This is a genomic window from Bifidobacterium vansinderenii (assembly GCF_002234915.1).
In the GTDB taxonomy this organism is placed as follows: Bacteria; Actinomycetota; Actinomycetes; order Actinomycetales; family Bifidobacteriaceae; genus Galliscardovia; species Galliscardovia vansinderenii.
The window spans coordinates 13,323-35,564 of sequence record NZ_NEWD01000012.1 but is presented as its reverse complement, the minus strand read 5'-3'; the positions used below and the strand labels follow the sequence as shown (position 1 = coordinate 35,564).

General features: G+C 62.3%; 13 protein-coding genes. 7 read left to right on the top strand and 6 right to left on the bottom strand.

The window, feature by feature from the left end; translation table 11 throughout:
• Positions 1 to 57 precede the first annotated feature (57 nt).
• The 3 genes from Tam10B_RS05655 (at position 58) to Tam10B_RS05645 (ending at position 4,118) form a co-directional block, all read left to right on the top strand.
• Positions 58 to 786 carry a type 1 glutamine amidotransferase gene (locus Tam10B_RS05655; protein WP_233133613.1) on the top strand — a complete coding sequence of 243 codons (729 nt, stop codon included), beginning with the start codon at positions 58 to 60 and terminating at the stop codon, positions 784 to 786.
• A gap of 280 nt (positions 787 to 1,066) precedes the next feature.
• A complete protein-coding gene (locus Tam10B_RS05650; RefSeq protein WP_093960286.1) occupies positions 1,067 to 1,555 on the top strand; it encodes a phasin family protein in 489 nt (162 codons plus the stop codon).
• 568 nt (positions 1,556 to 2,123) lie between these two features.
• Complete coding sequence (locus Tam10B_RS05645) at positions 2,124 to 4,118, top strand: ABC1 kinase family protein (protein WP_233133609.1); 1,995 nt, start codon at positions 2,124 to 2,126, stop codon at positions 4,116 to 4,118.
• A gap of 284 nt (positions 4,119 to 4,402) precedes the next feature.
• Here Tam10B_RS05645 and Tam10B_RS05640 read toward each other — a convergent pair whose 3' ends face one another.
• Positions 4,403 to 5,818 (bottom strand): DUF5067 domain-containing protein, encoded by a 1,416-nt coding sequence (locus Tam10B_RS05640; protein WP_158214141.1) that lies wholly within the window; start codon positions 5,816 to 5,818, stop codon positions 4,403 to 4,405.
• Between the two features lie 313 nt (positions 5,819 to 6,131).
• On the opposite strand from Tam10B_RS05640, the gene Tam10B_RS05635 reads away from it, so the two are divergent.
• A complete protein-coding gene (locus Tam10B_RS05635) occupies positions 6,132 to 6,863 on the top strand; it encodes an HAD family hydrolase (protein WP_093960284.1) in 732 nt (243 codons plus the stop codon).
• A 261-nt stretch (positions 6,864 to 7,124) separates the two neighbouring features.
• On the opposite strand, the gene Tam10B_RS05630 is transcribed toward Tam10B_RS05635, so the two are convergent.
• The gene (locus Tam10B_RS05630; RefSeq protein WP_093960283.1) at positions 7,125 to 8,219 is read right to left on the bottom strand and encodes an aldose epimerase family protein; all 1,095 of its coding nucleotides are present in this window, start codon (positions 8,217 to 8,219) and stop codon (positions 7,125 to 7,127) included.
• Positions 8,220 to 8,366: 147 nt separating this feature from the next.
• Between Tam10B_RS05630 and Tam10B_RS05625 the strand changes: the two genes are divergently transcribed.
• The 3 genes from Tam10B_RS05625 to Tam10B_RS05615 all read left to right on the top strand — a co-directional run bounded on the left by Tam10B_RS05625 (position 8,367) and on the right by Tam10B_RS05615 (position 14,397).
• Positions 8,367 to 9,224: an AraC family transcriptional regulator gene (locus Tam10B_RS05625; RefSeq protein ID WP_158214139.1), complete on the top strand. Its 858-nt coding sequence runs from the start codon at positions 8,367 to 8,369 to the stop codon at positions 9,222 to 9,224.
• Positions 9,225 to 9,417: 193 nt separating this feature from the next.
• Entirely contained in the window at positions 9,418 to 12,699 is a 3,282-nt protein-coding gene (locus Tam10B_RS05620; protein WP_158214138.1) for a tetratricopeptide repeat protein, read from the top strand.
• A gap of 33 nt (positions 12,700 to 12,732) precedes the next feature.
• Positions 12,733 to 14,397 (top strand): sugar porter family MFS transporter, encoded by a 1,665-nt coding sequence (locus tag Tam10B_RS05615; RefSeq protein WP_332881261.1) that lies wholly within the window; start codon positions 12,733 to 12,735, stop codon positions 14,395 to 14,397.
• A gap of 424 nt (positions 14,398 to 14,821) precedes the next feature.
• Here the strand turns inward: Tam10B_RS05615 and Tam10B_RS05610 are convergent, their stop codons facing one another.
• From Tam10B_RS05610 to Tam10B_RS05595, 4 genes are all read right to left on the bottom strand, one after another.
• A complete protein-coding gene (locus Tam10B_RS05610) occupies positions 14,822 to 17,377 on the bottom strand; it encodes a glycoside hydrolase family 31 protein (protein ID WP_093960279.1) in 2,556 nt (851 codons plus the stop codon).
• A 110-nt stretch (positions 17,378 to 17,487) separates the two neighbouring features.
• Positions 17,488 to 18,378, bottom strand: a complete 891-nt coding sequence (locus tag Tam10B_RS05605) for a YdcF family protein (RefSeq protein ID WP_093960278.1) — start codon at positions 18,376 to 18,378, stop codon at positions 17,488 to 17,490.
• 244 nt (positions 18,379 to 18,622) lie between these two features.
• Positions 18,623 to 19,432 carry a GntR family transcriptional regulator gene (locus Tam10B_RS05600; RefSeq protein WP_093960277.1) on the bottom strand — a complete coding sequence of 270 codons (810 nt, stop codon included), beginning with the start codon at positions 19,430 to 19,432 and terminating at the stop codon, positions 18,623 to 18,625.
• 221 nt (positions 19,433 to 19,653) lie between these two features.
• Complete coding sequence (locus Tam10B_RS05595; RefSeq protein ID WP_093960276.1) at positions 19,654 to 22,230, bottom strand: glycoside hydrolase family 31 protein; 2,577 nt, start codon at positions 22,228 to 22,230, stop codon at positions 19,654 to 19,656.
• Positions 22,231 to 22,242: the final 12 nt, after the last annotated feature.

The following is a 22,242-nucleotide window of genomic DNA, read 5'->3' as shown; positions in this document are numbered from 1 at the left end:
GCAACTGCCGCAACCGTCGAGACCGAGACTCCCGCCGAGGACCGCCGCCTCGACATCATGAGCCTCTACCCGAAGGACATGAACATCTACGGCGATTCGGGCAACGTGCTCACCATCCAGCGTCGCATGGCGCTGTACGGATACGAGCCGGTCACGCACTACTACAACCAGGGCGACCAGTGGCCGATCGAGGTGGACCTGATCCTCGGCGGCGGCGGCCAGGACACCGGCCAGAAGAAGATCATCAAGGACTTCTTCGCGCGCGCCAACCTGATCCGCGAGCTCGCCGCCGACGGCGTGCCCATGCTCATGATCTGCGGCATGTACCAGCTGTTCGGCGAGTACTTCGAGACCAGCGAGGGCGAGAAGCTGCCCGGTATCGGCATTCTCGACGCGCACACCGTGGGCGAGGAGGTGCGTCTGATCGGCAATCTGGTGGAGGAGTCCGACGACTTCGGCACGGTGATCGGCTACGAGAACCATTCCGGCCAGACGTTCCTCGGCGACGGCGCGAAGCCGCTCGGCAAGGTGCGCGGCGAGGGCGCGGGCAACAACGGCAAGGACGGATTCGAGGGCGCGCGCGTGAACAACGTGATCGGCACGTACATGCACGGCTCGCTGCTGCCGAAGAATCCGCGTATCGCCGACTTCCTGATCGCCAAGGCCGCCGAGCACCGCTACGGCGTATTCGATCCGCAGGTCACGCCCGCCGCACGTGAGGAGCTCGACCGTCTCGACCGGTTCGCGTCCGAGGCGCGCCGAGTGGCCGAATCCCGCCCGCGGTAACGTTTGACAAGTCGGTAACGCTTAACGAATTGAGTGTTTGGTGATTGTCGTGCCGCCTTTGCTGACGACACTTCCAGCGGGACGGCACGGCAATCGCCGCCGGGCGTTTGAAGCGACGACATGACACCCGAGTGTGTTCAGGGGGAGACGGGGGCTGCTGGGGTAAAGTTGGAGTCGATGCGGGAATCGTGCGCAACCATATACGACCGCGTGCGGTCCGCATAAGCAGTACGTAACAGCCGTATGGCCGGGCATCCGGCGGATATGAAGGAGTGTCATCATGGCTGATTTCAACTTCAACAATCTCGGTGATGGCCTGCGCACCATCTTCCTTGCGGGCGTGGGAGCCGTGGCCGCCAGCGCCGAGAAGAGCCAGCAGATCGTCGATGAGCTCGTGAAGAAGGGCGAGCTGACCGTGGAGCAGGGCAAGGTGCTCAATTCCGAGCTGACGCGCAAGGCGCAGGGCGCCGCCAAGGGCGCGTTCGCCGGTGCCACCGACGCCGCATCCAAGGCTCGCGATGCCGTCGACGACGTGAAGGATGCCGCGCTCAAGGCCCGTCTGTCCGTGATGAGCGAGGAGGAGCGCGCCGAATACGTGGCCCGTGTCGCCAAGATCGCCGAGACCGTGAACGCCGAGAAGGCCGCCGACGCCGCAGCAGCCAAGAGCGCGGATGAGGACGCAGCTCCGGCCGAAACCGACGCACCGGCCGAGGGCGAGCCCTCTACCGACACCGCTGAGGCCGACGGCGCCGAGGCCAAGGCCGAGTAAGGATAAAAGGTTCGGAGTCTATCGAAGCACACCGGTTCCAGCCCTGCGTTCTCCCTCCATGGGAGGGAGATGTCATGGCGCACGCCATGACAGAGGGAGGGATCCAGCCTCCGAAAGGCCCGCAATCCCTCCCTCAGTCCGACTTCGTCGTCCAGCTCCCTCCCTAGGAGGGAGCACGACGGGAATGAGCGTGCCAGCGTCCCGCAAGAATGGACGGCCTGCGGCCGGCCTTCCTTCCGGTTCGTCTGTCGGCTCACCCGAGTCCTAAAAACGCCGCTGGCGTTTTCTCTTAACGGACTCAGCCTCCCTAGGAGGGAGCACACGGATTCCAGCCCTGCGTTCTCCCTCCGGGGGAGGGAGATGTCATGGCGCACGCCATGACAGAGGGAGGGATCCAGAACCGGGAAGGCTCGCAATCCCTCCCTCAGTCCGACTTCGTCGTCCAGCTCCCTCCCTAGGAGGGAGCACGTTGGGATGGCCGATCTTGCCGGCCAGCGTTCCGCAAGAACGGACCTGCCCGTGGCCGCCCGGCCCTCTCGCCACAACCGCGAACTATCATTGGTGAACTATGGCACACAAGGCGCACGCGAATCAGCACAATCAGCGGAAGAAGCACAGCCCGCGCCGTCAGCAGCGGTCGCGGCTGAACCAGTCGTCCACATCACAGACCGCACAGGACGTCACACAAAACCCCGACGTCACACGCAACCCCGACACCATGTCGACCAACACCAACGCCGCCACCGCATCATCATCCGAGCGCAAGCGCCCCAAACTCCCCAGATTCACCGCCCCCGTCACCGACGCCCCCAACGATCCGCTGATCACCGACGAACAGGTACTCGACGCGATCTCCGGCACCCCGGTCACCGAAGAGGAGGACAATCTCACCGACGCCGCCGGTCATGAACGCACGATCGGCCTGTTCGGCAGCAACGAGCCCACGTTCGCGCAGCAGTACCATCTCACACGCAAGGGCCGTATCCACCGCATCCGCGAGATCTTCGGCATCGCCCGGCAGTTCGACATCTTCCACGGCCTCACGCCGGTCAAGATGCGCCTCATGTTCGAGGCGCTCGGTCCCACGTTCGTCAAAGTCGGTCAGAACCTCTCCATGCGAAGCGAGATCCTGCCGCAGGAGTTCTGCGACGAACTCGCCAAACTGCGCGCCGACGCCGACCCCATGCCCTACGAGACCGTGCTCGACACACTCTCGCGCGAATACGGCCGGCCCGTCGACGAGATCTTCGAATCGATCGACCGCACGCCGCTTGGCTCGGCGTCGCTCGCCCAGGTACATCGCGCCCGACTCGTCACCGGCGAGGACGTGGCCGTCAAGGTGCAGCGTCCGGGCGTGCGCGAGACCATGGCGCAGGACATCGACATCATGCGATCGGTGTCGAAATACGCTACGAAATTCGTCAAGTCCGCGCAGATCGTCGATCTCAACGGCGTGATCGAGGAGCTGTGGGAGAGCTTCCAGTCCGAAACGAACTTCCTCATCGAGGCGCGTAATCTGGTGGATTTCCGCGAATTCGCCAAGGACTACAAGTACATGGACTGCCCCAAGCCGTACATCCATCTGTGCACCGAGCACGTGGTGGTGATGGACTACGTGGAGGGCATTTCCGTCTCGCATCCCGATCGTCTGGTGGAGGCCGGCTACTCGCTGGAGGAGATCGGCAACAAGCTCGTCGACAACTACGCGGCGCAGGTGCTCGACGAGGGCTTCTTCCACGCCGACCCGCATCCGGGCAACATCATCATCCACGACGGGCAGATCGTGATGATCGACCTCGGCATGACCGGCCGCCTGTCCGCGCGTACGCGGTCGATTCTGCAGGACATCATCTTCGCCGTGGGCAAGCAGGATTCGCCCGCATTGGCCGAGGCGTTCCTGCGGTTCGCCGGCCCCACCGACACGTCCGAGGTGAACTATCCGGGACTGCTGAGCGATCTCGACGCGATCGTGCAGGACTTCGGTACGGTGAGCCTTCAGGATCTCGACATCGGTGCGTTCGTGAACGCGTTGGTGCAGTTGTCGCGCAAGCATCACGTGGAGCTGCCGGGCATCGTGACCACGGTGGCGCGCGGCCTGGTGACGCTCGAGGGCGTGCTCGACGAGTTCCTACCCGAGACCGACATGATCGCGATCATCACCGCGCACATCGCGAACACGAAGGGTCTGCGTTCCGCCGCCAAGGAGGAGGTGAAGACGCTCGGCATCGAGGGGCAGAAGGCGATTCACGGCGCGTTGGGCGCGCTGTCCGAGTCGCGTACGGCGATGCGTATGCTCACGCGCGGGCAGATCAAGGCAAACGTGGAAATGGTCGGGTCGGAGGAGCCGATTCGACAGATGAGCTACATGGTGGACCGTCTGACCATGGCGTTGATCGTGGTAGGTCTGTTCGTCGGCTCGTCGATCGTGTATTACGCGGGCATGAAGCCGGTCGTGTTCGGCATTCCGGTCATCGGATTCCTGGGATACGTGGTGGCGTTCGTGCTGTCGCTGTGGATCGTGATCGACATCTTCCGCAAGAACCGCCCCAAGCGCCGGCAGTAGGCCGTCCATTCTTGCAGGACGCTGGCACGCTCATCCCCGTTGTGTTCCCTCCTAGGGAGGCTGAGTCCGTCAGGGAAACGCCAGCGGCGTTTTAGGACTCAGGTGAGCCGACAGGCGAACAGACGATATAGCCGGCCATAGGCTGTCCATTCTTGCGGGACGCTGGCACGCGTAGCGTGACTGAGGGAGGGGGCCATGGGCCCTTCTGGTTCCGGATCCCTCCCTCTGTCATGGCATGCGCCATGACATCTCCCTCCCTCGGAGGGAGAACGAAGGGGTTGAGGCTATTCCAGATTCAGTTTCCAGCTGGCTTTGCCGCCGTCGGAGTTCGCGTAGCCCTGCACGTCCACGCTCACCTGGCTCGTGTCGTCGCGCAGCTCGTATGCGATCGTGGTGGTCGTGGGCACGTCCGGCATCACGGGAGCGTCGCGCGTGGCCACCGAATACGTGTCGGTCGGGTCGGAGAACACGGTCTTCTCCAGTTCCACGCCGTTCTGGTACGCGGTCTCGGTCATGGCGTCGTTGAACGTGAGTGGGATCTTCGTGTGGTTGATCCACTGATAGGTCACGATCACCGTGTGCCGGCCGTCGTACGTGTCCGGCCCGCGCTTGGCGCTCACTGCCTTGACGTCGATCTGCTTGTTCGCGCCCAACACGTCGCTATACACGTACGAGTTGCCGATGATCCGCTGCAGTCCGTTCTTGAAATCGCCGGTTGCGGACGACGTCTCGATCGTGCGCGGCTTGGTCACGTCGGTGGGATTGAAATCGTTCGCGTCCTGCGGCAGCGTGATCGTGGCGCCGATCGACGTGGGCAGATTACGTGAGTAGTTGCTGATCCGCACATCGTATGTGAGATCCTGATCGATCTGCGTGATGTCCTGTCCGGTGTTCTGCGATTGGAATGTGCGCACGGCCTGATCGGGCATCTCGTAGGCGACCTTGAACTCGTGCGTGGCCTTGGGCTGCACGTCCTTGGAGATGTCCCTCATGTTGTAGCCGTCCGGGTTGCTTTTGGCGAAGCAGCCGATCTGCCGCAGGCCCATGCCCTGGTGGTACACGCTGTAGGAGAGGTAGTCCTGTGCGCTGGTGATCTCCTTGGACAGGTTCGTGAACTGGTAGGTCACGAGCATGGTGGGCTGACCATTGCAGTCGGACGGCCCGCGCTGCGCGCCGACGATGGCGAACTTGCCGGCCAGCGTCTTGCCGGTGCTACCCGAGCTTTCGTAGTATTTGAGTTCGCCGCTGATGTCGAGCGTCTTGTAGGTGGTGTTGTCCACGGCCTCCGTGGTCTGGGAGGAACCGGACGAGCTGTCTGACGAATGGTTGTCGGTGATGCTGCTGATGAATCCGGGGGCGAACGCGATCGCCATGATGATGAGCGCGGGGATGAACCGTGTGGGGCTGCGTTTGGCGGATGAGGTGTCGTTCGAACTGCGGGAACCGGAATCATCGGATTCGCCGTTGAATACGTTGCCGACGGGATCCGGCAGGGGTGTCTGCTTTGGCGCGGAGGACGGGGGAGTTTCGTATCTTCCGTCGACGCGAGAGGACGACCGTGTCTGCCCATCGTTCGTTCCGCCACGGCGATCATTATGCACGGTACTGTGTGCGGGGTTCTGTCTGGCGTTCTGCCCAGTGTCGTCGCTGTAATTCACATAATTGGCGTCGGCATTGGCGTCCCCATCGTCATGACTCACGTATCCGTCGTCGGAAAACGGCGAAACATATCCGTCGCCGCTGCTCCCAAACCCATCGGAACCGCTGTTTCCCCTGTCCCGTCTGCCCATCACGAACCCCTTTGCTCGCTGTTCTCGGCTTCCGCTTCCAGTCTACCGGCGGAGACGTCGAGTTTTGTGGTTTTCGTTGCCGTCATACCGGCCTAATCGAATCGATTCTGGCGGTTTTCGACGGAAAAGGGACGTGGATTCCGGAACAAAACCACAAAACTCGCATCCCTGCCACGCGAGTCTTCCAGCGAACCGGACCACGGGCCTCCGTAAAGTTGGAGTCATGACGAAAGCGACTGCATCGAAGACGACAACGACCGCTGCCAAGCTGCCGCGCGCGGCGTTCTGGGACATGGACGGCACGCTCATCGACTCCGAACCGATCTGGCATGAGGCCGAGCTGTGGTTCGCCGAACAGTATGGCGGCGACTGGTCGGAGGAGATGGGTTGGAAGGTCACCGGCACACCCGTGCCCAAGGTGGCGCAGATGATGATCGACCGCGGCACCAAGCTCGGCGTGGAGGAGCTGGGTGCGGGACTCATCGACTTCGTGGCCAAGCGTGAGATGGAGCAGATGCCGTGGATGCCGGGCGTGCTCGACGTGCTGGTCGCCGTGCGTGACGCCGGCATTCCCAGTGTGCTCGTCACCGCATCGCCGCGCGCCATGGCGGAGTCGGCCATCGCGCAGGCCCCCGAAGGCGTGTTCGCCGCGTATGTGTGCGGCGACGACGTGAAGGAGAAGAAGCCGAATCCCGCGCCGTTCCTGGCCGCGGCCGCCAAACTCGGCATCAAGGGCGACGAGATCCGCGAGTGCATCGCGCTTGAGGATTCCGCGGTGGGTCTGGAGTCCGCGGCCCGTTCCGGCGCCACCACGATCGCGCTGACCGGCTACATCCATTCCGACAATCCGCCGTCGAAGAACGGTCCCCAGTTTGCCTCCATCGAGACCTGGGACGGCGTGACCCCGCAGATGTTCCGAGACCTGGTGACCCTCCGCCTCAAGTCCGGCAAGTAGTCGTCGCTATTGCGCCTTCCTTGCCTCCTCTTCTCCCCCTTCCCCTTGAGAGGGGAAGGTGTCCGGCGCAGCCGGACGGATGAGGTGGAAGCGGCGTCAGCCGCAATAAAAACATCGCCGAAGGCGATTCCAATCCCCGTGCCGGAGCCCGGCGGAGTTTTGAATCGCCTTCGGCGATGTTGTGTTTTTGCGACTTCGTCGCAATCACCTCATCAGTCGGCTGCGCCGACAGCTTCCCCTCAAGGGGAAGCCAAAAGGGCTCTAGCCGAAGCGGTAGAGGACGGTGAGCTGGTATTCCTTGCCGGCGGGCAATACGGGACGCTCGCAGTCCGTGCGGTTGATGGCGTTCGGCACGAATCCCGGTTCCAGACACAGTCCCGCGGACGGGCCATATCGGTGACCGTTCTTGCCAGGCACATCGTCCAGAAACCCAGCCGTGTACAGCAGCACCGCCGGCGCATCCGAGTACATCGCCATGCGGATGCCACTGCGCTCGCCGACCGCCTTGGCCATGAGTTTTAGCCCTGTCCATTCCTCAGCGCCTGTGCCATATGCGTCTCCGTTCTTGGTCGCTTCGATCGGAAACGCGTGGTTGTAGCCGCGGGCGATGGCAAGTTGTCGATTGTCTCGCAGGGCCCCAATTCGCAGCTGTTCCCCGATGCCGACCGACCTGCGAAAATCCATGGGTGTTCCATCCACGCGACCTGCCGGACCGGCCAGCGGAATGAATTGTTCATCGGTTGAATAAAACCGATCGGCCGGTATACGCAATCGGTGGCCGAACACGTCGCCGCTGCCCTCGCCGTTGAGATTCCAATACGTGTGCGTGGTCAGATTGGCCACGGTCGTCGCATCGCACGTGCCGCGCACGGTGATCGTCAATCCTGACTCGACCAGCGCATACCGAACACTCACCCGGAACCGTCCGGGGAATCCCTGATCCATATCGGGGCTGTCCAGTCCGAACCGCACGAACGAATCGCCGGCCTCGAGAATCGTCCAATTCCGATGCTCGTATCCGTTCGGCTGACTGTGATTGCTGTTCGGTCCCTCGTTCGCCGTCAACCGGTATTCGCGCCCGCCGAGCGTGAACCGTGCGCCCCGAATGCGGTTGGCGTTGCGTCCCACGATCGCGCCCATCAACGTGTCGTCCGCAACGTAATCATGCGGATCGTCCTTGCCGAGCACCACATCCACCGGCTTGCCGTCGCCGTCGGGAATCGTCAATGACATGAGTCGGGAGCCATGATTCGTAAGGCGTGCAGCCATGCCGTTCGGCCCGGCAATGGTCGCCGCGCGAATATCGTTCGATGAGGTAACTAATTCATGATCGTCTGTTGTGCGCCATTGCTCCATGAATCCAGACTAGGGTGACAGCCGAGCGGCATACTATATAGAAAGTGCACTGTCGTTATCGAAAAGTGCGCAATGCGGTCAGTCGTAATGACACCGGTCGTGGCAGACCAACTCGGGTCCGCAGACCGACTCAACGAGGAGTGCATCATGAAGCCAGCGGAACGGAACGTGGTCAATGAACAGTCCGAGCATTACCGGTACCATCCGTCGAATTCCGGCGCGAAGGTGTTCCTCTACCCGGAGTGGCTGGGATCGTACCGATACGTGGCCGGGTACACGCTCAACCGTGGCCCGCTCGACAACTTTCTGCTGTTCTTCATCCGCTCGGGCAGGTTCGGCATCGACATTCCCGGGCGTGATCGCATCGTTGCGCGCGCCGGCGACTTCGTGCTGATCGACTGCTACGAACCGCAGTCGTACGAGGCGCTGGCCGACAGTGAGGTGCTGTGGATCCACTTCAACGGCGTATCCGCGCGCATGTACTACGACTTCATCAGCGAGCGTGTAGGCAACGTGTTCTCCACCGCCAACTCGCAGTTCGCGGTGAACCGTCTGCGGCGCATCGGTGACGGTTTCCGTGAGGGGCAGCGGATTTCGGAGCCGATGATGTCGCGGTATCTGACCGACATCCTCACCGAATGCGCCGGCTCGGCGGAGGAGTCACCCATCGAGGAACCGGAGCATCAGTACGCCATGGATGACGTGCAGGATTTCATCGTGGCGAATCTGGCGCAGCCGCTGACGAACGACGAGCTGGCGGATATGGCGTGCATGAGTCGCGGCTATTTCATCAAGGAGTTCCGCAAGGCGACGGGGATGACGCCGCACGCGTTCCTGGTCAACGCCCGCATGGACGCAGCGAAGCGGCTGTTGGCCAAGACCGACGATTCGCTGAAGCGGATCTGCGCGAAGTGCGGGTTCTCCTCGTCCAGTGCGTTCTGTCTGGCGTTTCGCAAGGCGGAGGGCATGACGCCGTTGGAGTATCGGCGATCGGTACGCGAATAGTGACGATGATGACGTGGCGTGATCGTCGTCGATTCCGCACATCGTCGCTGTTCGTTTCGCTGGATGTTTTTTGCATATCGCAGAGCACTTTTTATAAATAAACGCCTTTGCTTCGCGCATAACGTTGATGGTGACAGCGCAGTCAAGAACAACGCAAACATCAACCAACGCCTACGAAATAAAGGAGTTTCCAATGTCTCACAATCCTGTGGTCACCGGCGTCGAGAAGATGATCATCCCGACCTACGAACCGCCCGCACCCGACGAAATGCCCATGTACTCGGAGTTCCGTCAGCATCAGGGTTCCACCGGCTACGCCTACCCGAACCGTGTGACGCTCGGCGTGGAACGCGACAAGCTCACCGATCACGAGTACACCGTGGTCCGCCTGGAGAACGACTACATCCGCCTGCTGATCCTGCCCGAGCTCGGCGGCCGCATCCTCGAAGGCTACGACAAGGTCAACGACTACAACTTCCTCTACCGTCACCACCGCATCAAGCCCGTCATCGTCGGCTCCTACGGCAACTGGATCTCCGGTGGCATGGAGTTCAACTTCCCGTTCCATCACCGTCCCGGCACGTGGATGCCCGTCGACTACAGCATCGAAAAGCTCGATGACGGCACCGTGATCGTCTGGTGCTCCGAGGCCGCGCCCTCGCCGGGCCAGTACCGTCTCAAGGGCACGTGGGGCGTCAAGCTTCGCCCGGACGTCTCCTACTACGAGACCGTGGTGAAGATCGACAACCGCACGCCCGTCAAGCATCCGTTCCTCTGGTACGAGAACGCCGGCATCCACGTCAATGCCAACTACCAGCTGTTCTTCCCGCAGGACGTCGGCTACGTGCACCACCACTACGACCGCCACCACGCCACCTTCCCGATCACCAAGGGCTGGTACGCGGTGGAGAACCACGAAGAGGAAACCGACATCAGCATCCACAAGAACACGCTGAAGGGCAACTCCTACTTCGCCGCCCCGTCGAAGTACGACTTCTTCGGCGGCTACGACCACGACCGCGACTGCGGCACCGTGCACGTGGCCGACCACCACGTGGTGCCTGGCAAGAAGCAGTTCATGTGGGCACTCGAGGACCTCGGCGACGCGTGGAACGCCAACCTGACCGACAACGACGGCGAGCACGCCGAGCTCATGGCCGGCGCCTACTCCGACGACCAGCCCGACTTCACGTACATCGCCCCCTACGAGGTGAAGACCTGGTCGCAGTTCTGGTACCCGATCCACGGCACCAAGGCCCCGACCTTCGCCAACATCCACGGCGTGGTCAACCTCGACAAGGCCAACAGCGAAGTGCGCATCGCCGTCACCAAGAGCGTGGCCGACGCCGTGCTGGAAGTGTCCGACGGTGAGAACACGGTGCTGCGCGAGACCATCACGCTCGACCCCGGCGACTACCGCGAGTTCGACGTGGCGCTGCCGGCCGACGTCTACACGCTGCGCCTGACCGCCGCCGACGGCACCGTGCTCATGGACTACACCGAGGACAAGCCCGACGTGCTGCGCATCCCCGAGGACAACCCCGGCATCCCCACCCCGCACGAGCTCACCACCGCGCAGGAGATCTACGTGGCCGGCGAGCACATCGACCAGTACCGTGACCCGTCGTTCAAGGGTCGCGACTACTATCTGGTGGCTCTCGAACGCGACCCCGAGCACCTGCCGTCCCTGCTCGCCATGGCCGAGGACCGCTACAACAACGCCCTGTACGACGAGGCGCTGCAGTACCTCGACCGTGCCGACAAGGTGCTCAACAGGTTCAACCACAACCCGTACGACGGCACCTACAGCTACCTCAAGGCGCTGTGCGAGTACGGCAAGGGTCAGGTGGACGCCGCCTACGAGACCTTCTTCAAGGCCGCATGGAGCAACAACGTCATCTCCCCGGCCATGACCTTCATCGCCGGCATCGACGGACAGCGCGGCGACTGGGCCAAGATGAAGGAGCACGCCGAGCAGGCGCTCAAGAAGGAAGCCGACCACGCCGTCTGCGGTGCCTACAAGGCCATCGCGGAGATCAAGCTCGGCGACCGTGAGACCGGTCTGGCGGAGCTCGAAGGCATCATCGCCCGCGACCAGCTCGACCATCTGGCACGCTTCGCGCACCTCTACTACTCCGGCAAGGACCTGGGCGAGTTCTACTCGATCCTGCTGAGCAACCCCGCGCAGACCATCCTCGACGTCACGTTCGACCTGCTGCGCGCCGGGCTGAAGGAGGAGGCCGTCGCCCTGCTCGAAGGCGCCAAGCTCGCCGGACAGTCCACCCCGATGACCCACTACACGCTCGCCTTCGTCTACGACTCGCTCGGCAAGAGCGAAGCCGCCGCGTCCAACCGCAAGGCCGTGTCCGACAGCCCGATCGTGGACGTGTTCCCGTACCGCCTCGAGGAGCTGCCCGTGCTCAAGGCCGCAGTCGAAGCCGACCCGACCGACTACACCGCCGCCTACCTGTACGGCTGCCTGCTGTACAACAAGCTGCAGTACAAGGCCGCGGCCGACCAGTGGAAGAAGGTCACCGAACTCAAGCCCGACTTCTACATCGGCTGGCGCAACCTCGCCATCGCCTACTTCAGCAAGTTCGACCGCCGCGAAGAGGCGCTGGAGCTCATGAAGAAGGCCTGCGAGGTCAACCCCAAGGACGACACGCTCGTGCGCGAGACCAACTACGTGGCCGCCAAGCTCGGCGTGGACGGACGCGAACGCCTCGACTGGCTGCTCGCCAACCTGCCCGACAAGCCCTCCGACACGCTCGCCTGGGAGGTGGCCGACGCCTACAGCAACGTGTTCGAGTTCGACAAGGCGCTCGACGTGCTCAAGAACCACGAGTTCGTGGCCGCCGAATGCCAGGAGACCTACCTCACCGAGTCGTACACCTTCGCCCTGTGCTGCAAGGGACGACTGCTCGAACGCGACGGCAAGGTCGAGGAAGCGCTCGAATGCTACCGCAACGCGCAGATCGTGCCCGCCAACTTCCGCGCAGGCTGGTGGGACACTCAGCAGCTGTACTACGCCCGCTGGTTCGAGGCCGCCGCGCTGCAGAAGCTCGGCCGCGAGGACGAGGCCCGCAAGGCCGCATCCCGCCTGCTGCCCTTCATCCACAGCAACTACAGCCCGTACATGGGACCGGAAACCGACTACTACGTGGCGCTCGCCGAACGACTGCTCGGCGACAACATCATCTCCCGCAAGGACATGAGCGCCTCCGTGGTCAAGTGGGAGGAGGACGTGAAGAACGACCTCGACCGCAAGCCCATCGTCACCTCGCTGCACCTGTCGTTCGTGCCCGACGGCGTGACCGAGCACAAGGCCGAAACGGTTCGCGCGCTCGCCTACAGCCGCCTGTTCTTCAACGACAAGGCCGGCGCCCGTGAGCTGTTCGAGAAGAGCCTGGAGCTCAACCCCGACAACCTCAAGGCCCGCTTCGAGCTGCACCTGCTCGGCGCGCTCGACGCCTGACGGTCAACGCCAGGCACCGGGTTCTTGTTGCCGGTGCGGATCGGATTCCGATCATCCGCACCGGCAACCGAACCCATCCCCATTCATGGGGCGTCCTGTCCTTCACCCTTCAGGACGCCCCTTTTTCGTCTTTTTTGCTTCTACCCTGTGTTCCCTCCCTCTGTCACGGCGTTCGCCGTGACATCTCCCTCCCAAGGAGGGAGAACCCCGGTATTCTCCACCTCGCGGCAACGCAGCCGCTCCCATCAATCCCCATCAACCATCACAGTAAGGACCCCACTCATGTCCACAACCCAGGCCGTCAACGGAGACGGCACGACCAGGGAGGCCGCCCAGCCGGCCGTCGCCCAAGGCTCCATGAAATATGTCATCATCCTGGCGCTCAGCGCCGGCATGGCCGGCCTGCTCTACGGCTACGACGCCGTCAGCATCTCCGGCGCCATCGGATTCCTGCAGGAACTCTACGATCTCACCCCCGCGCATGAAGGACTCATCGTCTCCAGCATCTTCATCGGCGGCGTGGTCGGCGTCGGCGTCTCAGGCTTCCTCAGCGACCGCATCGGACGACGCAAGGTCATGATGTTCGGCGCGCTGTTCTTCTTCATCGCCGGACTGTTCTCCGCGTTCACCCAGTCGCCCGAGCAGCTGATCGCCGCCCGAATCATCGGCGGTCTGGGAATCGGCCTGTCGTCGTCGATCTCCATCACCTACGTCACCGAATGCGCGCCCGCAAAATGGCGCGGCACACTGTCGTCCATGTACCAGTTTCTGTGCATCATCGGCATCTTCCTCACCAACATCATCAACTTCTGCATCGCACAGTCCGGCTCGCACGAATGGGGTGTGAGCACCGGATGGCGTTGGGTGCTGGGCATTGGCGCCGCGCCCGCGCTGGTGCTGTTCGTGTTCATGCTGTTCGCGCCGGAAAGCCCGCGATTCCTGATGCAGTCCGGCAAGGAGGAGCAGGGCTTCCGCATTCTCGAACGCATCAACGGCACGGCCGGCGCCCGCGAGGAGGCCAAGGCAATCGAGGCGTCGATCAAGCTCGACCAGAGCGGCAGCTTCGCCGAACTGTTCGGCCCCGGTCTGCGCAAGGCGCTGCTGGTGGGTATCTTCCTGGCCGTGTTCAATCAGGCGGTGGGCCAGAACACCATCTCCTTCTACGGTCCCACGATCTTCCGCAACGCCGGATTCGGCGGCAACTCGGAGTTTCTGGCCTCCACCATGGTGGGCGGCGTGGAGCTCGTGTTCACCGTCGTGGGCATGGTGCTCATCGACCGTGCCGGCCGCAAGCCGCTCATGTTGTGGGGCACGTCGCTGATGGCCGTGTTCGCCGTGGCGATGGCGCTCACGTTCATGTTCGACGCGCCCGGCGTGCTCGTGGTGGTGTTCGCCTGCGGATTCATCGCCGCGTTCGCGTTCTCCATGGGACCGGTTACGTGGGTGATGATTCCCGAACTATTCCCCACGCATCTGCGCGGCCGTGCATCCGGCCTGTGCGGCGTGTTCATCTGGGGCACCGCATGGCTGATCGGCCAGTTCACGCCTATGATGTTCGCCAGTTGGGGCGGACAGGGCATGTTCCTGTTCTTCGCCGTGCTCGACATCATCGGCTTCCTCGGCGTGCGGTTCCTGGTCCCCGAAACCAAGGGCAAGCGCCTCGAAGAGATTCAGGAATTCTTCCGCCCCGCCAAGTAGCTTTTCCCCTCCTTCCCCTTGAGGGGAAGAGCCAAGCAGTCCTTTCTCTCTTCCCTTCCCCTTGAGGGGAAGGTGTCAGCCAACGGCTGACGGATGAGGTGGCAGCGGCGTCAGCCGCAACAAAAACATCGCCGAAGGCGATTCCAATCCTCATACCGGACTCCGGCAGAGTTGTGAATCGCCTTCGGCGATGTTGTATTGTGCGACTTCGTCGCAGTCACCTCATCCGTCCGGCTACGCCGTCCACCTTCCCCTCAAGGGGAAGGAGAGAAGAGGGACTGTTTCCGTCCACCTTCACCAGTAAGAACGGACGGCCTGCGGCCGAGAATCCTGCTCGCCTGTCGGCTCGTCTTCGCCTATAAACAGTCCACCGGACTGGTTTACTTGACGGCTCAGCCTCAAGGGGAAGCCGGAAGTCGGCCCGCTACTCCCTCGTCAGCACCTCGGTGAGGGCCTGGATCACCGACTGCGGCATGTGGGATTCCGGATAGGAGCGCTCGGTCGGATCCGGTCCGGCTTCGAGCGTGCTTAGTGCGGGCAGCGCGTTCACTCCGAGCTGGTCAATCATACGGCTGGCCTTCTCCTTGGTCAGGTAGCGCATCTGTGCATCTTTGAGCACAGCAAACACGTCATCGGCCACTGGATTGTCGGCGATCTCCAGCGCGTTCGTGAATCTCACCGTAATCGCATCGGTCACAGAAACGTTTTCCACACGCACGATCAGGCTCAGCGTCGATTGGTCGTAACGCACGCTTACCGTATCCGCCACGTCCTTGGCGCCTGTGCCTACGTTCACCACTACGTGTCCCATCGCGTTGCGTGACACCCCGCGGAATACGAGATTCCACGATCGGTGTCCCGGAACGACATCGCTGGCTCCATCCACACCTGCCACGTTGAACACGGCGGAATCGGTGTTCAACGTCAACGTCAGCGCGGTGCTCGCCCAACGGGCATCCGTTTCGACATCGCCGTTATCCTCCCACAATGTAAACGATCCACTTGCGCCGGGGAATACGATCACGTCGAGTTCATCCGGATTGCTTACCGCATTGACCAGACCGTGTTCGGGAACGCGCTGCAGCGGTACGATTGCGCCTGCCTTGGCGAATACCGGTATGCGATCGATCTGGCGCCATGCTTCAATTCGCCGTCCCTCGGCAGGCGTCGAGTCGTATCGACGTCCGGTGAAGAAGTCGAACCACGTGCCCTGCGGCAACCACACGTCGGCCTTGGCCATCTGCACGTCGCGGTCAGCCGGCTGCACGATCGGCGAGACCAACAGCTCGGTGCCAAAGCGGAACTCGCTCGGCACGTTGTATGCCTCCGCGATCTCCGGTGCATCCCAATACATGGGCTGTACCAAGGGCTCGTTGTCGAATGCGGCACGACGATTCATCGTGTACAGGTATGGAATCATGGCATGGCGCAGTCGCAGCACATCGGTCATGGCCATGCGCACCTCGGCATGGAAATTCCAAGGTTCCTTGCCATTGAACGTGGAATCGGTGGAATGCAGACGGTTGATCGGGCTGAATACGCCGAGCTGGTACCAGCGCGCCTCCAGCTCCTCGTCACGGTAGCCGAACATGTGGCCGCCGATGTCATGGCTCCACCAGCCGTAGCCGATGTTGCTCGCCGTGGCGGTGAAATACGGCTGGAATCGCAGGGACTCCCACGTCACGATCGTGTCGCCGGAGAATCCCACGGGGTAGCGGTGCGAGCCCGGGCCGGCGTAGCGCGAGAACGTGAGCGGACGGTTGCCGGCGCGCTCGCCGTCCTGCCTGCCGGAGTCAAGGTAATGCAGATAATTCAGCATCCACAGCGGGTCGAGTCCGCGCTGACGGGTCACGCCGCCCTGCTGCCAGTCCAGCCACCAGAAGTCGACGCCCTCATCCTCGATCGGATGGTGCACCAGATCGAAGTACGCCGCCATGAACTTTGGATCGGTCAGGTCGAACTGCACAGCCTCGCCGGTCTTCGGATCGATATCCATCGCCTTGGCCACGGTCTCGTACGAGTCCTCGAATTCACGGATGCCGTCGCGTGGATGTGTGTTGAGCGTGGTCTTCATGCCGTGGTCGTGCAGCCAGTGCAGGAAGCGCTGCGGGTCGGGGAAGAAGTCCTTGTTCCACGTGTAGCCGGTCCAGCCGGAACCGTACTTCGGATCTACGTCGTCCACCAGATGCCAGTCCATGTCGATCACGGCCGTGGTGAACGGCAGTCCCTCATCCTCGAACCGTTTCACCAGCTGCATGTACTCGGCCTCGGTGTAGCGGTGGTAGCGGCTCCACCAGTTGCCGAGCGTGTATCGCGGCAGCAGGGGAGTGGGGCCGGTGAGCTTGTAGAAGTCGTGCACGGCCTCGCGGTAGCGGTGACCGTAGCCGAAGAAGTAGAAATCCTCGGTTGCTTCCGGCTTGGGGGTGACCCATGTGCCGAACGGATTGGCATGACCATTCACCTCATCGGATTCGATGATGAGGTTCGACTGCGAGTCATCGATCACGGCCCATCCGTCAGTGCCGATGACACCGGGATCGAGCGGTGTGGCCCCGTTGACCATGTCGAGTGTACGGGCCGTGCCGCCGAGGTTGCGACTCTGTGCATCGCCGTAATGCCAAGTGTTGTCGATCACCGACATACCCTTGACGGTGACGTACAGTCCCTCCTTGGTGAACGGCTGCTGGTCGTACGAGACATGCAGATGCGGGGTGTCGATCTCCAGCCAGCCATCACGTTCAAGCACGGTAAATTCAGGGACCGGTTCGTTGTATGCCACCTGGAAGTTGCGTACGAACGCGGTCTGCGTGGGATCGTCGACGAACTTGCCGGAGTCGGACCATTCGAATCGGATGAGCGATTCGGTGATCAGTCCGATGCGCCAGTGCTTGCCGTCTACTTCGCCGCCAAGTACGACCGCCGGATTCATCGTTGTCTTGCCGTGCAGGTTCTTGATCGAGAACAGTGATGCGTCTACCATGATTGCTCCTTTGCTATTGGATTGTGTTGTTTGACGTTGTGCTGGCAGATGGTTGTCGGCGGTCGGCGGAGCGGTGTTCGTTCTCGTCGATGCACCTCAAACGGTGCCCGTCATGCAGATGCGAATGCCGGTTCCGCCGCACGTGTCATATCGCCGAGGGCCGCATTGATGAACGCCGACGCCTGCCGGACCGCATCCGGAATATCCACATGCGTTATGAACCCCTTGCCGCGCGGTCCATATCCGTGCTCGTCATCGGAGAGGCGCGACACCTCGCCCATGAGCAGACTTACATAGCGTTCGATCGACCACATGCCTTCGGGTTCGTCGACGTAGACCAGATGATCAAGTATGGCCACGGGATCGTTGCCGAACTGTATGGTCTCATTCTCGATCGGCGTCACGCGTGTCCGGTACGCAGCAAAGTCAATCGTTGTCATATCGGGCGCAAACTTGCGCAGTCCCGCGGTCATGCGTCGCTGCATGGTGGCGTCTTGACATAGGATCAGTGACCGACAGTCGGGCAGATGGTCTCGCAGCAGGTCGAGCAGATTCGTGATGTTGTTGCCGCAGTTCGTCGATTTCGTTTCCAGCCAATCGGCCGACAGGCCGTGTCGTTCGCGTAGGCACTCGGCGAAGATCTGTGCCTCCGGCTTGCCGTCGGTGCTGATGTTCGGGAATGCGCGGCCTGCCACGTCGCGTAGTGTCTGCGTGGTGTGGCCTGCTCCGCCGACGATCGCGTAATGTTTGGCCACGTCATTGCGGATGCCCTGCGCGAGCACGTCAACGCCATGAAGAATACTGCCGCCGAACAGCACCATCACGTCGGCTTGGTCGGCGTTTCCCGTCGGTGCCACGAGTGTTGCCAATTGTGTGCTGACCGCGGTCTGTGTCAGCGCCGACACGTCCCGTGGGCCGCAGAACTCGCTGATCGTATTGATCGCCTGGGTCAGTTCGCCGAGACGTACCGCAGTCGTGTCTTCGGTCTCGGTGTAGTACATGACGCCTCCTTGCGGGTTTTGCAACGTTCGAGTCAACAACAATTTGAACGATATATACTAAATGTATCAAACAAATAAAACAAATGCAATGCGGCGCGAGAGAGTTATTGAGATTTCCATCAGGGTTACCGAGACCAGAATGATTGCCTGGCGCGGCATCGCTGGGGGTACAGACGTCGTCTACGACTCCAGATGATTGTGTGGTGGAGGCTACATGATGAAAGCTGCGCGTGGACGAACTCGCCTACAGGCTCACTTTGCGTTCCACTGCCGTGGATTTCTTTGCTGCGGCAGGGTTGCGGTACAGCTCCATCTGGAACATGCAGCGTTCGGCGTTGGTCACCGATTTTGTGTATTCGAATACCAGTCCGGTATCGAGGTGCGACGTGCGCGTAATGCGGTAGCCCGGGGCCGGGCTCTTGCAGTCCAGCAGTTGCGCGTCGCTGGTGTTGATGATGATCGCCTCGATGGTCTCCGTTGCGTGGAACAGATTCAGCGAGTAGCTGGTGGCGAGAGTCTGATACAGCGAATGCGTGGAGAAGTCGGTGTCTTCGATGCCTGGACACAGGTGATAGGGGACGAACGTGTCCTCCAGCAGAATTGGATTGCCGTCGGCGCAGCGCAGACGCCATAGGTGGAATACCCGACGCTGCGTGTCGGGCAGCTGCAGTTTTTCGGCGATTTCCGGTCGGGCGTCGTCGACCGTGCAAGCCAGTACGCGGGATTGCGGCGTGGCGCCGAGCTCCCGCATGTTTTCGGTGAAGTTGTAGAGGTAATTGAGTGGTCGGCGCATCTTGGGGCTGGCCACGAATGATCCTCGTCTGCGCTGTCGGATAATCAATCCTTCATTGACCAACGAATCCATGGCCTGCCTAATGGTGGTGCGGCTGATGCCGAGATCCTGCGACAGCGACGTTTCGGTGGGAATCCTGTCTCCCGGATTCAGCGCACCTGACTGGATCTTCTGCTTGAAGAATGAGGCCACTTGCTCATACAGGGGAATATTCCCGATCTGCGATGGAGTGAACGATGCCATCAAATCATTCTCGGTCATGGCCCATCCTTGCGATTGCGATAATGGTTCCGCGGCGCGGAGTCAGTGCACGATTATATCGTGCGGTACCAATTGCCATGATTTGTTATATATGTATAAAGCATTATGCGCCATACTTTGCGCCGGATGGAAGAGAGCCGGATGGAAGAGAGCCGGGCGGTCGGTGATGTTGGCCGCCCGGCACGCGTGTGCTACCGGCGTCTGATGCCGATGAGCATCGGCTACTCCCGCGTCAGCACCTCGGTGAGGGCCTGGATCACCGACTGCGGCATGTGGGAGTCGTTGAAACGGCTCTCGTCCACGCCGTGCATGTCTTCGAGCGTGGCGAGACCCGGCAGCGCGGCCACACCCAGATCGTCGATCAGCGCCTTGGCCTTCTCCTTGGTCAGGTAGTACATCTGCGCGTCCTTGAGAATACGGAACACATCGTCGGACGTCGGGTTGTCCGCCACGGCAAGACCGTCGGTCAGCGTAAGCGTGACCGACTCCGTCGTGCTCACGGCAGGCAGCTCCACCACCAGGCTCAGCGTCTCCGGATCATACGACGTGCGGGCCTCGATCGACGCCGAACCATCGACGGACACCGCCACCGCGGACTCCTTCACGCCACGGAACACTACCGTCCACGTGCGCTCGCCGGGCACCACGTCGGTCGCGCCCTGAGCCGCGCCGATCGTGAACGCAGCCGTCTGACCGGCACCGGCACCCACGTTCCACGTGAACGCCGTGGTGGCCTTGCGTACGGCGGACTCCACCGCACCGTCGTCCTCCACCATCGTGAACTCGCCGTTCGCGCCGGGGAACACGACCACGCGCAGAGCGGACGGGTTGGCCACGGAGTTCAGCGCGGTGCCCTCCGTCTCCTCCTGCAGCGGTACGATCGCGCCAGCCTTGGCGAACACCGGCACGCCGTCGAGACCGCGCCATGCCTCCAGGCGACGACCATCGGCCGGACGGGACACGTAATGGCGTCCGGTGAAGAAGTCGAACCACGTGCCCTGCGGCAGCCACACGTCGGCCTTGGCCATCTGCACGTCGCGGTCGGCGGGGGAGACGATCGGCGCGACCAGCAGCTCGGTGCCGAAACGGAACTCGTCGACCAGCTTGTACGCGTCGCGGATCTCCGGGTAATCCCAGTACAGCGGCTGCACGATCGGCTCGCCGTCCTCGGCCGCACGCCAGTTCATCGTGTACAGGTACGGGATCAGCGCGTGACGCAGACGCAGCGTGGCGGTCATCGCGTCGCGCACCTCGGTGTGGAAGTTCCACGGCTCCTTGCCGTTGAACGGAGAATCGGTGGAATGCAGACGGTTGATCGGGCTGAACGTGCCGAGCTGGTACCAACGTGCCTCCAGCTCCTCGTCACGGTAGCCGAACATGTGGCCGCCGATGTCGTGGCTCCACCAGCCGTAGCCGATGTTGCTCGCCGTGGCGGTGAATTCGGGCTGGAACTTCAGCGACTCCCACGTCACCACGGTGTCGCCGGAGAAGCCGATCGGGTAGCGGTGCGAGCCCGGGCCGGCGTAGCGCGAGAACGTGAGCGGACGGGCATCCATGCGCTGCGCCGGATCGTCGCCCTCACCGCTACGGCTGGCGTCAGCGCGCGCCGAATCCAGGTAATGCAGATGGTTGAGCATCCACAGCGGGTCGAGCCCGCGCTGACGGGTCACGCCGCCCTGCTGCCAGTCCAGCCACCAGAAGTCGACGCCCTCATCCTCCATCGGATGATGCAGCTTGTCGAAGTACGCGTTCATGAACGTCGGATCGGTCAGATCGAACTGCACGGCCTCGCCGGTCTTCGGATCGATGCCCACGGCCTCGGCCACCTCGGGATACAGCTCCTCGAACGCGCGCACGCCGTCGCGCGGATGCACGTTCAGCGTGGTCTTCATGCCATGGTCGTGCAGCCAGTGCAGGAAGCGCTGCGGGTCGGGGAAGAACTCCTTGTTCCACGTGTAGCCGGTCCAGCCGGAACCGTACTTCGGATCCACCGCGTCCACCAGATGCCAGTCCATGTCGATCACGGCCGTGGTGAACGGGATGCCCTCCTTCTCGAACCGCGTGACGAGCTCCTGATACTCGGCCTCGGTGTAACGGTGGTAGCGGCTCCACCAGTTGCCCAGCACGAAGCGCGGCAGCAGGGGAGTGGGGCCGGTGAGCTTGTAGAAGTCGTGCACGGCCTCGCGGTAGCGGTGACCGTAGCCGAACACGTAGAAGTCCTCGGTGGGCTCGCTCTTCGGCGTGACCCACGTGCCGAACGGGTTCTCGTGGCCGTTCACCTCGCTGGCCTCGACGATGATATTGGACTGCGAATCGTCGATCATCGCCCAGCCGTCGGTGTTGATCACGCCGGGGCCGACGGGCGTGCGGCCGTTCACCATGTCGAGCGTGCGTGCGGTGCCGCCGAGGTTGTGCGTCTGCTCGTCGCCGTAATGCCACGTGTTGTCGGTGGACTTCACGCCCTTGACGGTGACGTACAGGCCTTCCTTGGTGAACGGCTTCTGGTTGTACGAGATGTGCAGGTGCGGGGTGTCGATCTCCAGCCAGCCGTCGCGCTCGATCGCCGAGAACTGCGGCAGGTTGTCGCCGTACGCGGTCTGGAAGTCGCGCACGAACGCGGTCTGCGTGGGCGCGTCCACGAACTTGCCGGAGTCGGACCATTCGAAGCGGACGAGCGATTCGGTGATGATGCCGATGCGCCACTGCTTGCCTTCCGTCTCGCCGCCGAGTGTTGCGGCGGGGTTCATGGCGGGGGCGGTGCCGAGTGCCTTAAGTGAGAAGAGGGATTTGTCGACCATATGAACTCCTTC

Excerpts from the sequence above, each read along its gene's own strand:
- Tam10B_RS05630 (WP_093960283.1), bottom strand. The coding sequence starts at position 8,219 with ATGGAGCAATGGCGCACAACAGACGATCATGAATTAGTTACCTCATCG.
- Tam10B_RS05610 (WP_093960279.1), bottom strand. The coding sequence starts at position 17,377 with ATGGTAGACGCATCACTGTTCTCGATCAAGAACCTGCACGGCAAGACA.
- Tam10B_RS05620 (WP_158214138.1), top strand. The coding sequence starts at position 9,418 with ATGTCTCACAATCCTGTGGTCACCGGCGTCGAGAAGATGATCATCCCG.
- Tam10B_RS05650 (WP_093960286.1), top strand. The coding sequence starts at position 1,067 with ATGGCTGATTTCAACTTCAACAATCTCGGTGATGGCCTGCGCACCATC.
- Tam10B_RS05635 (WP_093960284.1), top strand. The coding sequence starts at position 6,132 with ATGACGAAAGCGACTGCATCGAAGACGACAACGACCGCTGCCAAGCTG.
- Tam10B_RS05605 (WP_093960278.1), bottom strand. The coding sequence starts at position 18,378 with ATGTACTACACCGAGACCGAAGACACGACTGCGGTACGTCTCGGCGAA.
- Tam10B_RS05625 (WP_158214139.1), top strand. The coding sequence starts at position 8,367 with ATGAAGCCAGCGGAACGGAACGTGGTCAATGAACAGTCCGAGCATTAC.
- Tam10B_RS05595 (WP_093960276.1), bottom strand. The coding sequence starts at position 22,230 with ATGGTCGACAAATCCCTCTTCTCACTTAAGGCACTCGGCACCGCCCCC.
- Tam10B_RS05655 (WP_233133613.1), top strand. The coding sequence starts at position 58 with ATGAGCCTCTACCCGAAGGACATGAACATCTACGGCGATTCGGGCAAC.
- Tam10B_RS05645 (WP_233133609.1), top strand. The coding sequence starts at position 2,124 with ATGGCACACAAGGCGCACGCGAATCAGCACAATCAGCGGAAGAAGCAC.
- Tam10B_RS05600 (WP_093960277.1), bottom strand. The coding sequence starts at position 19,432 with ATGACCGAGAATGATTTGATGGCATCGTTCACTCCATCGCAGATCGGG.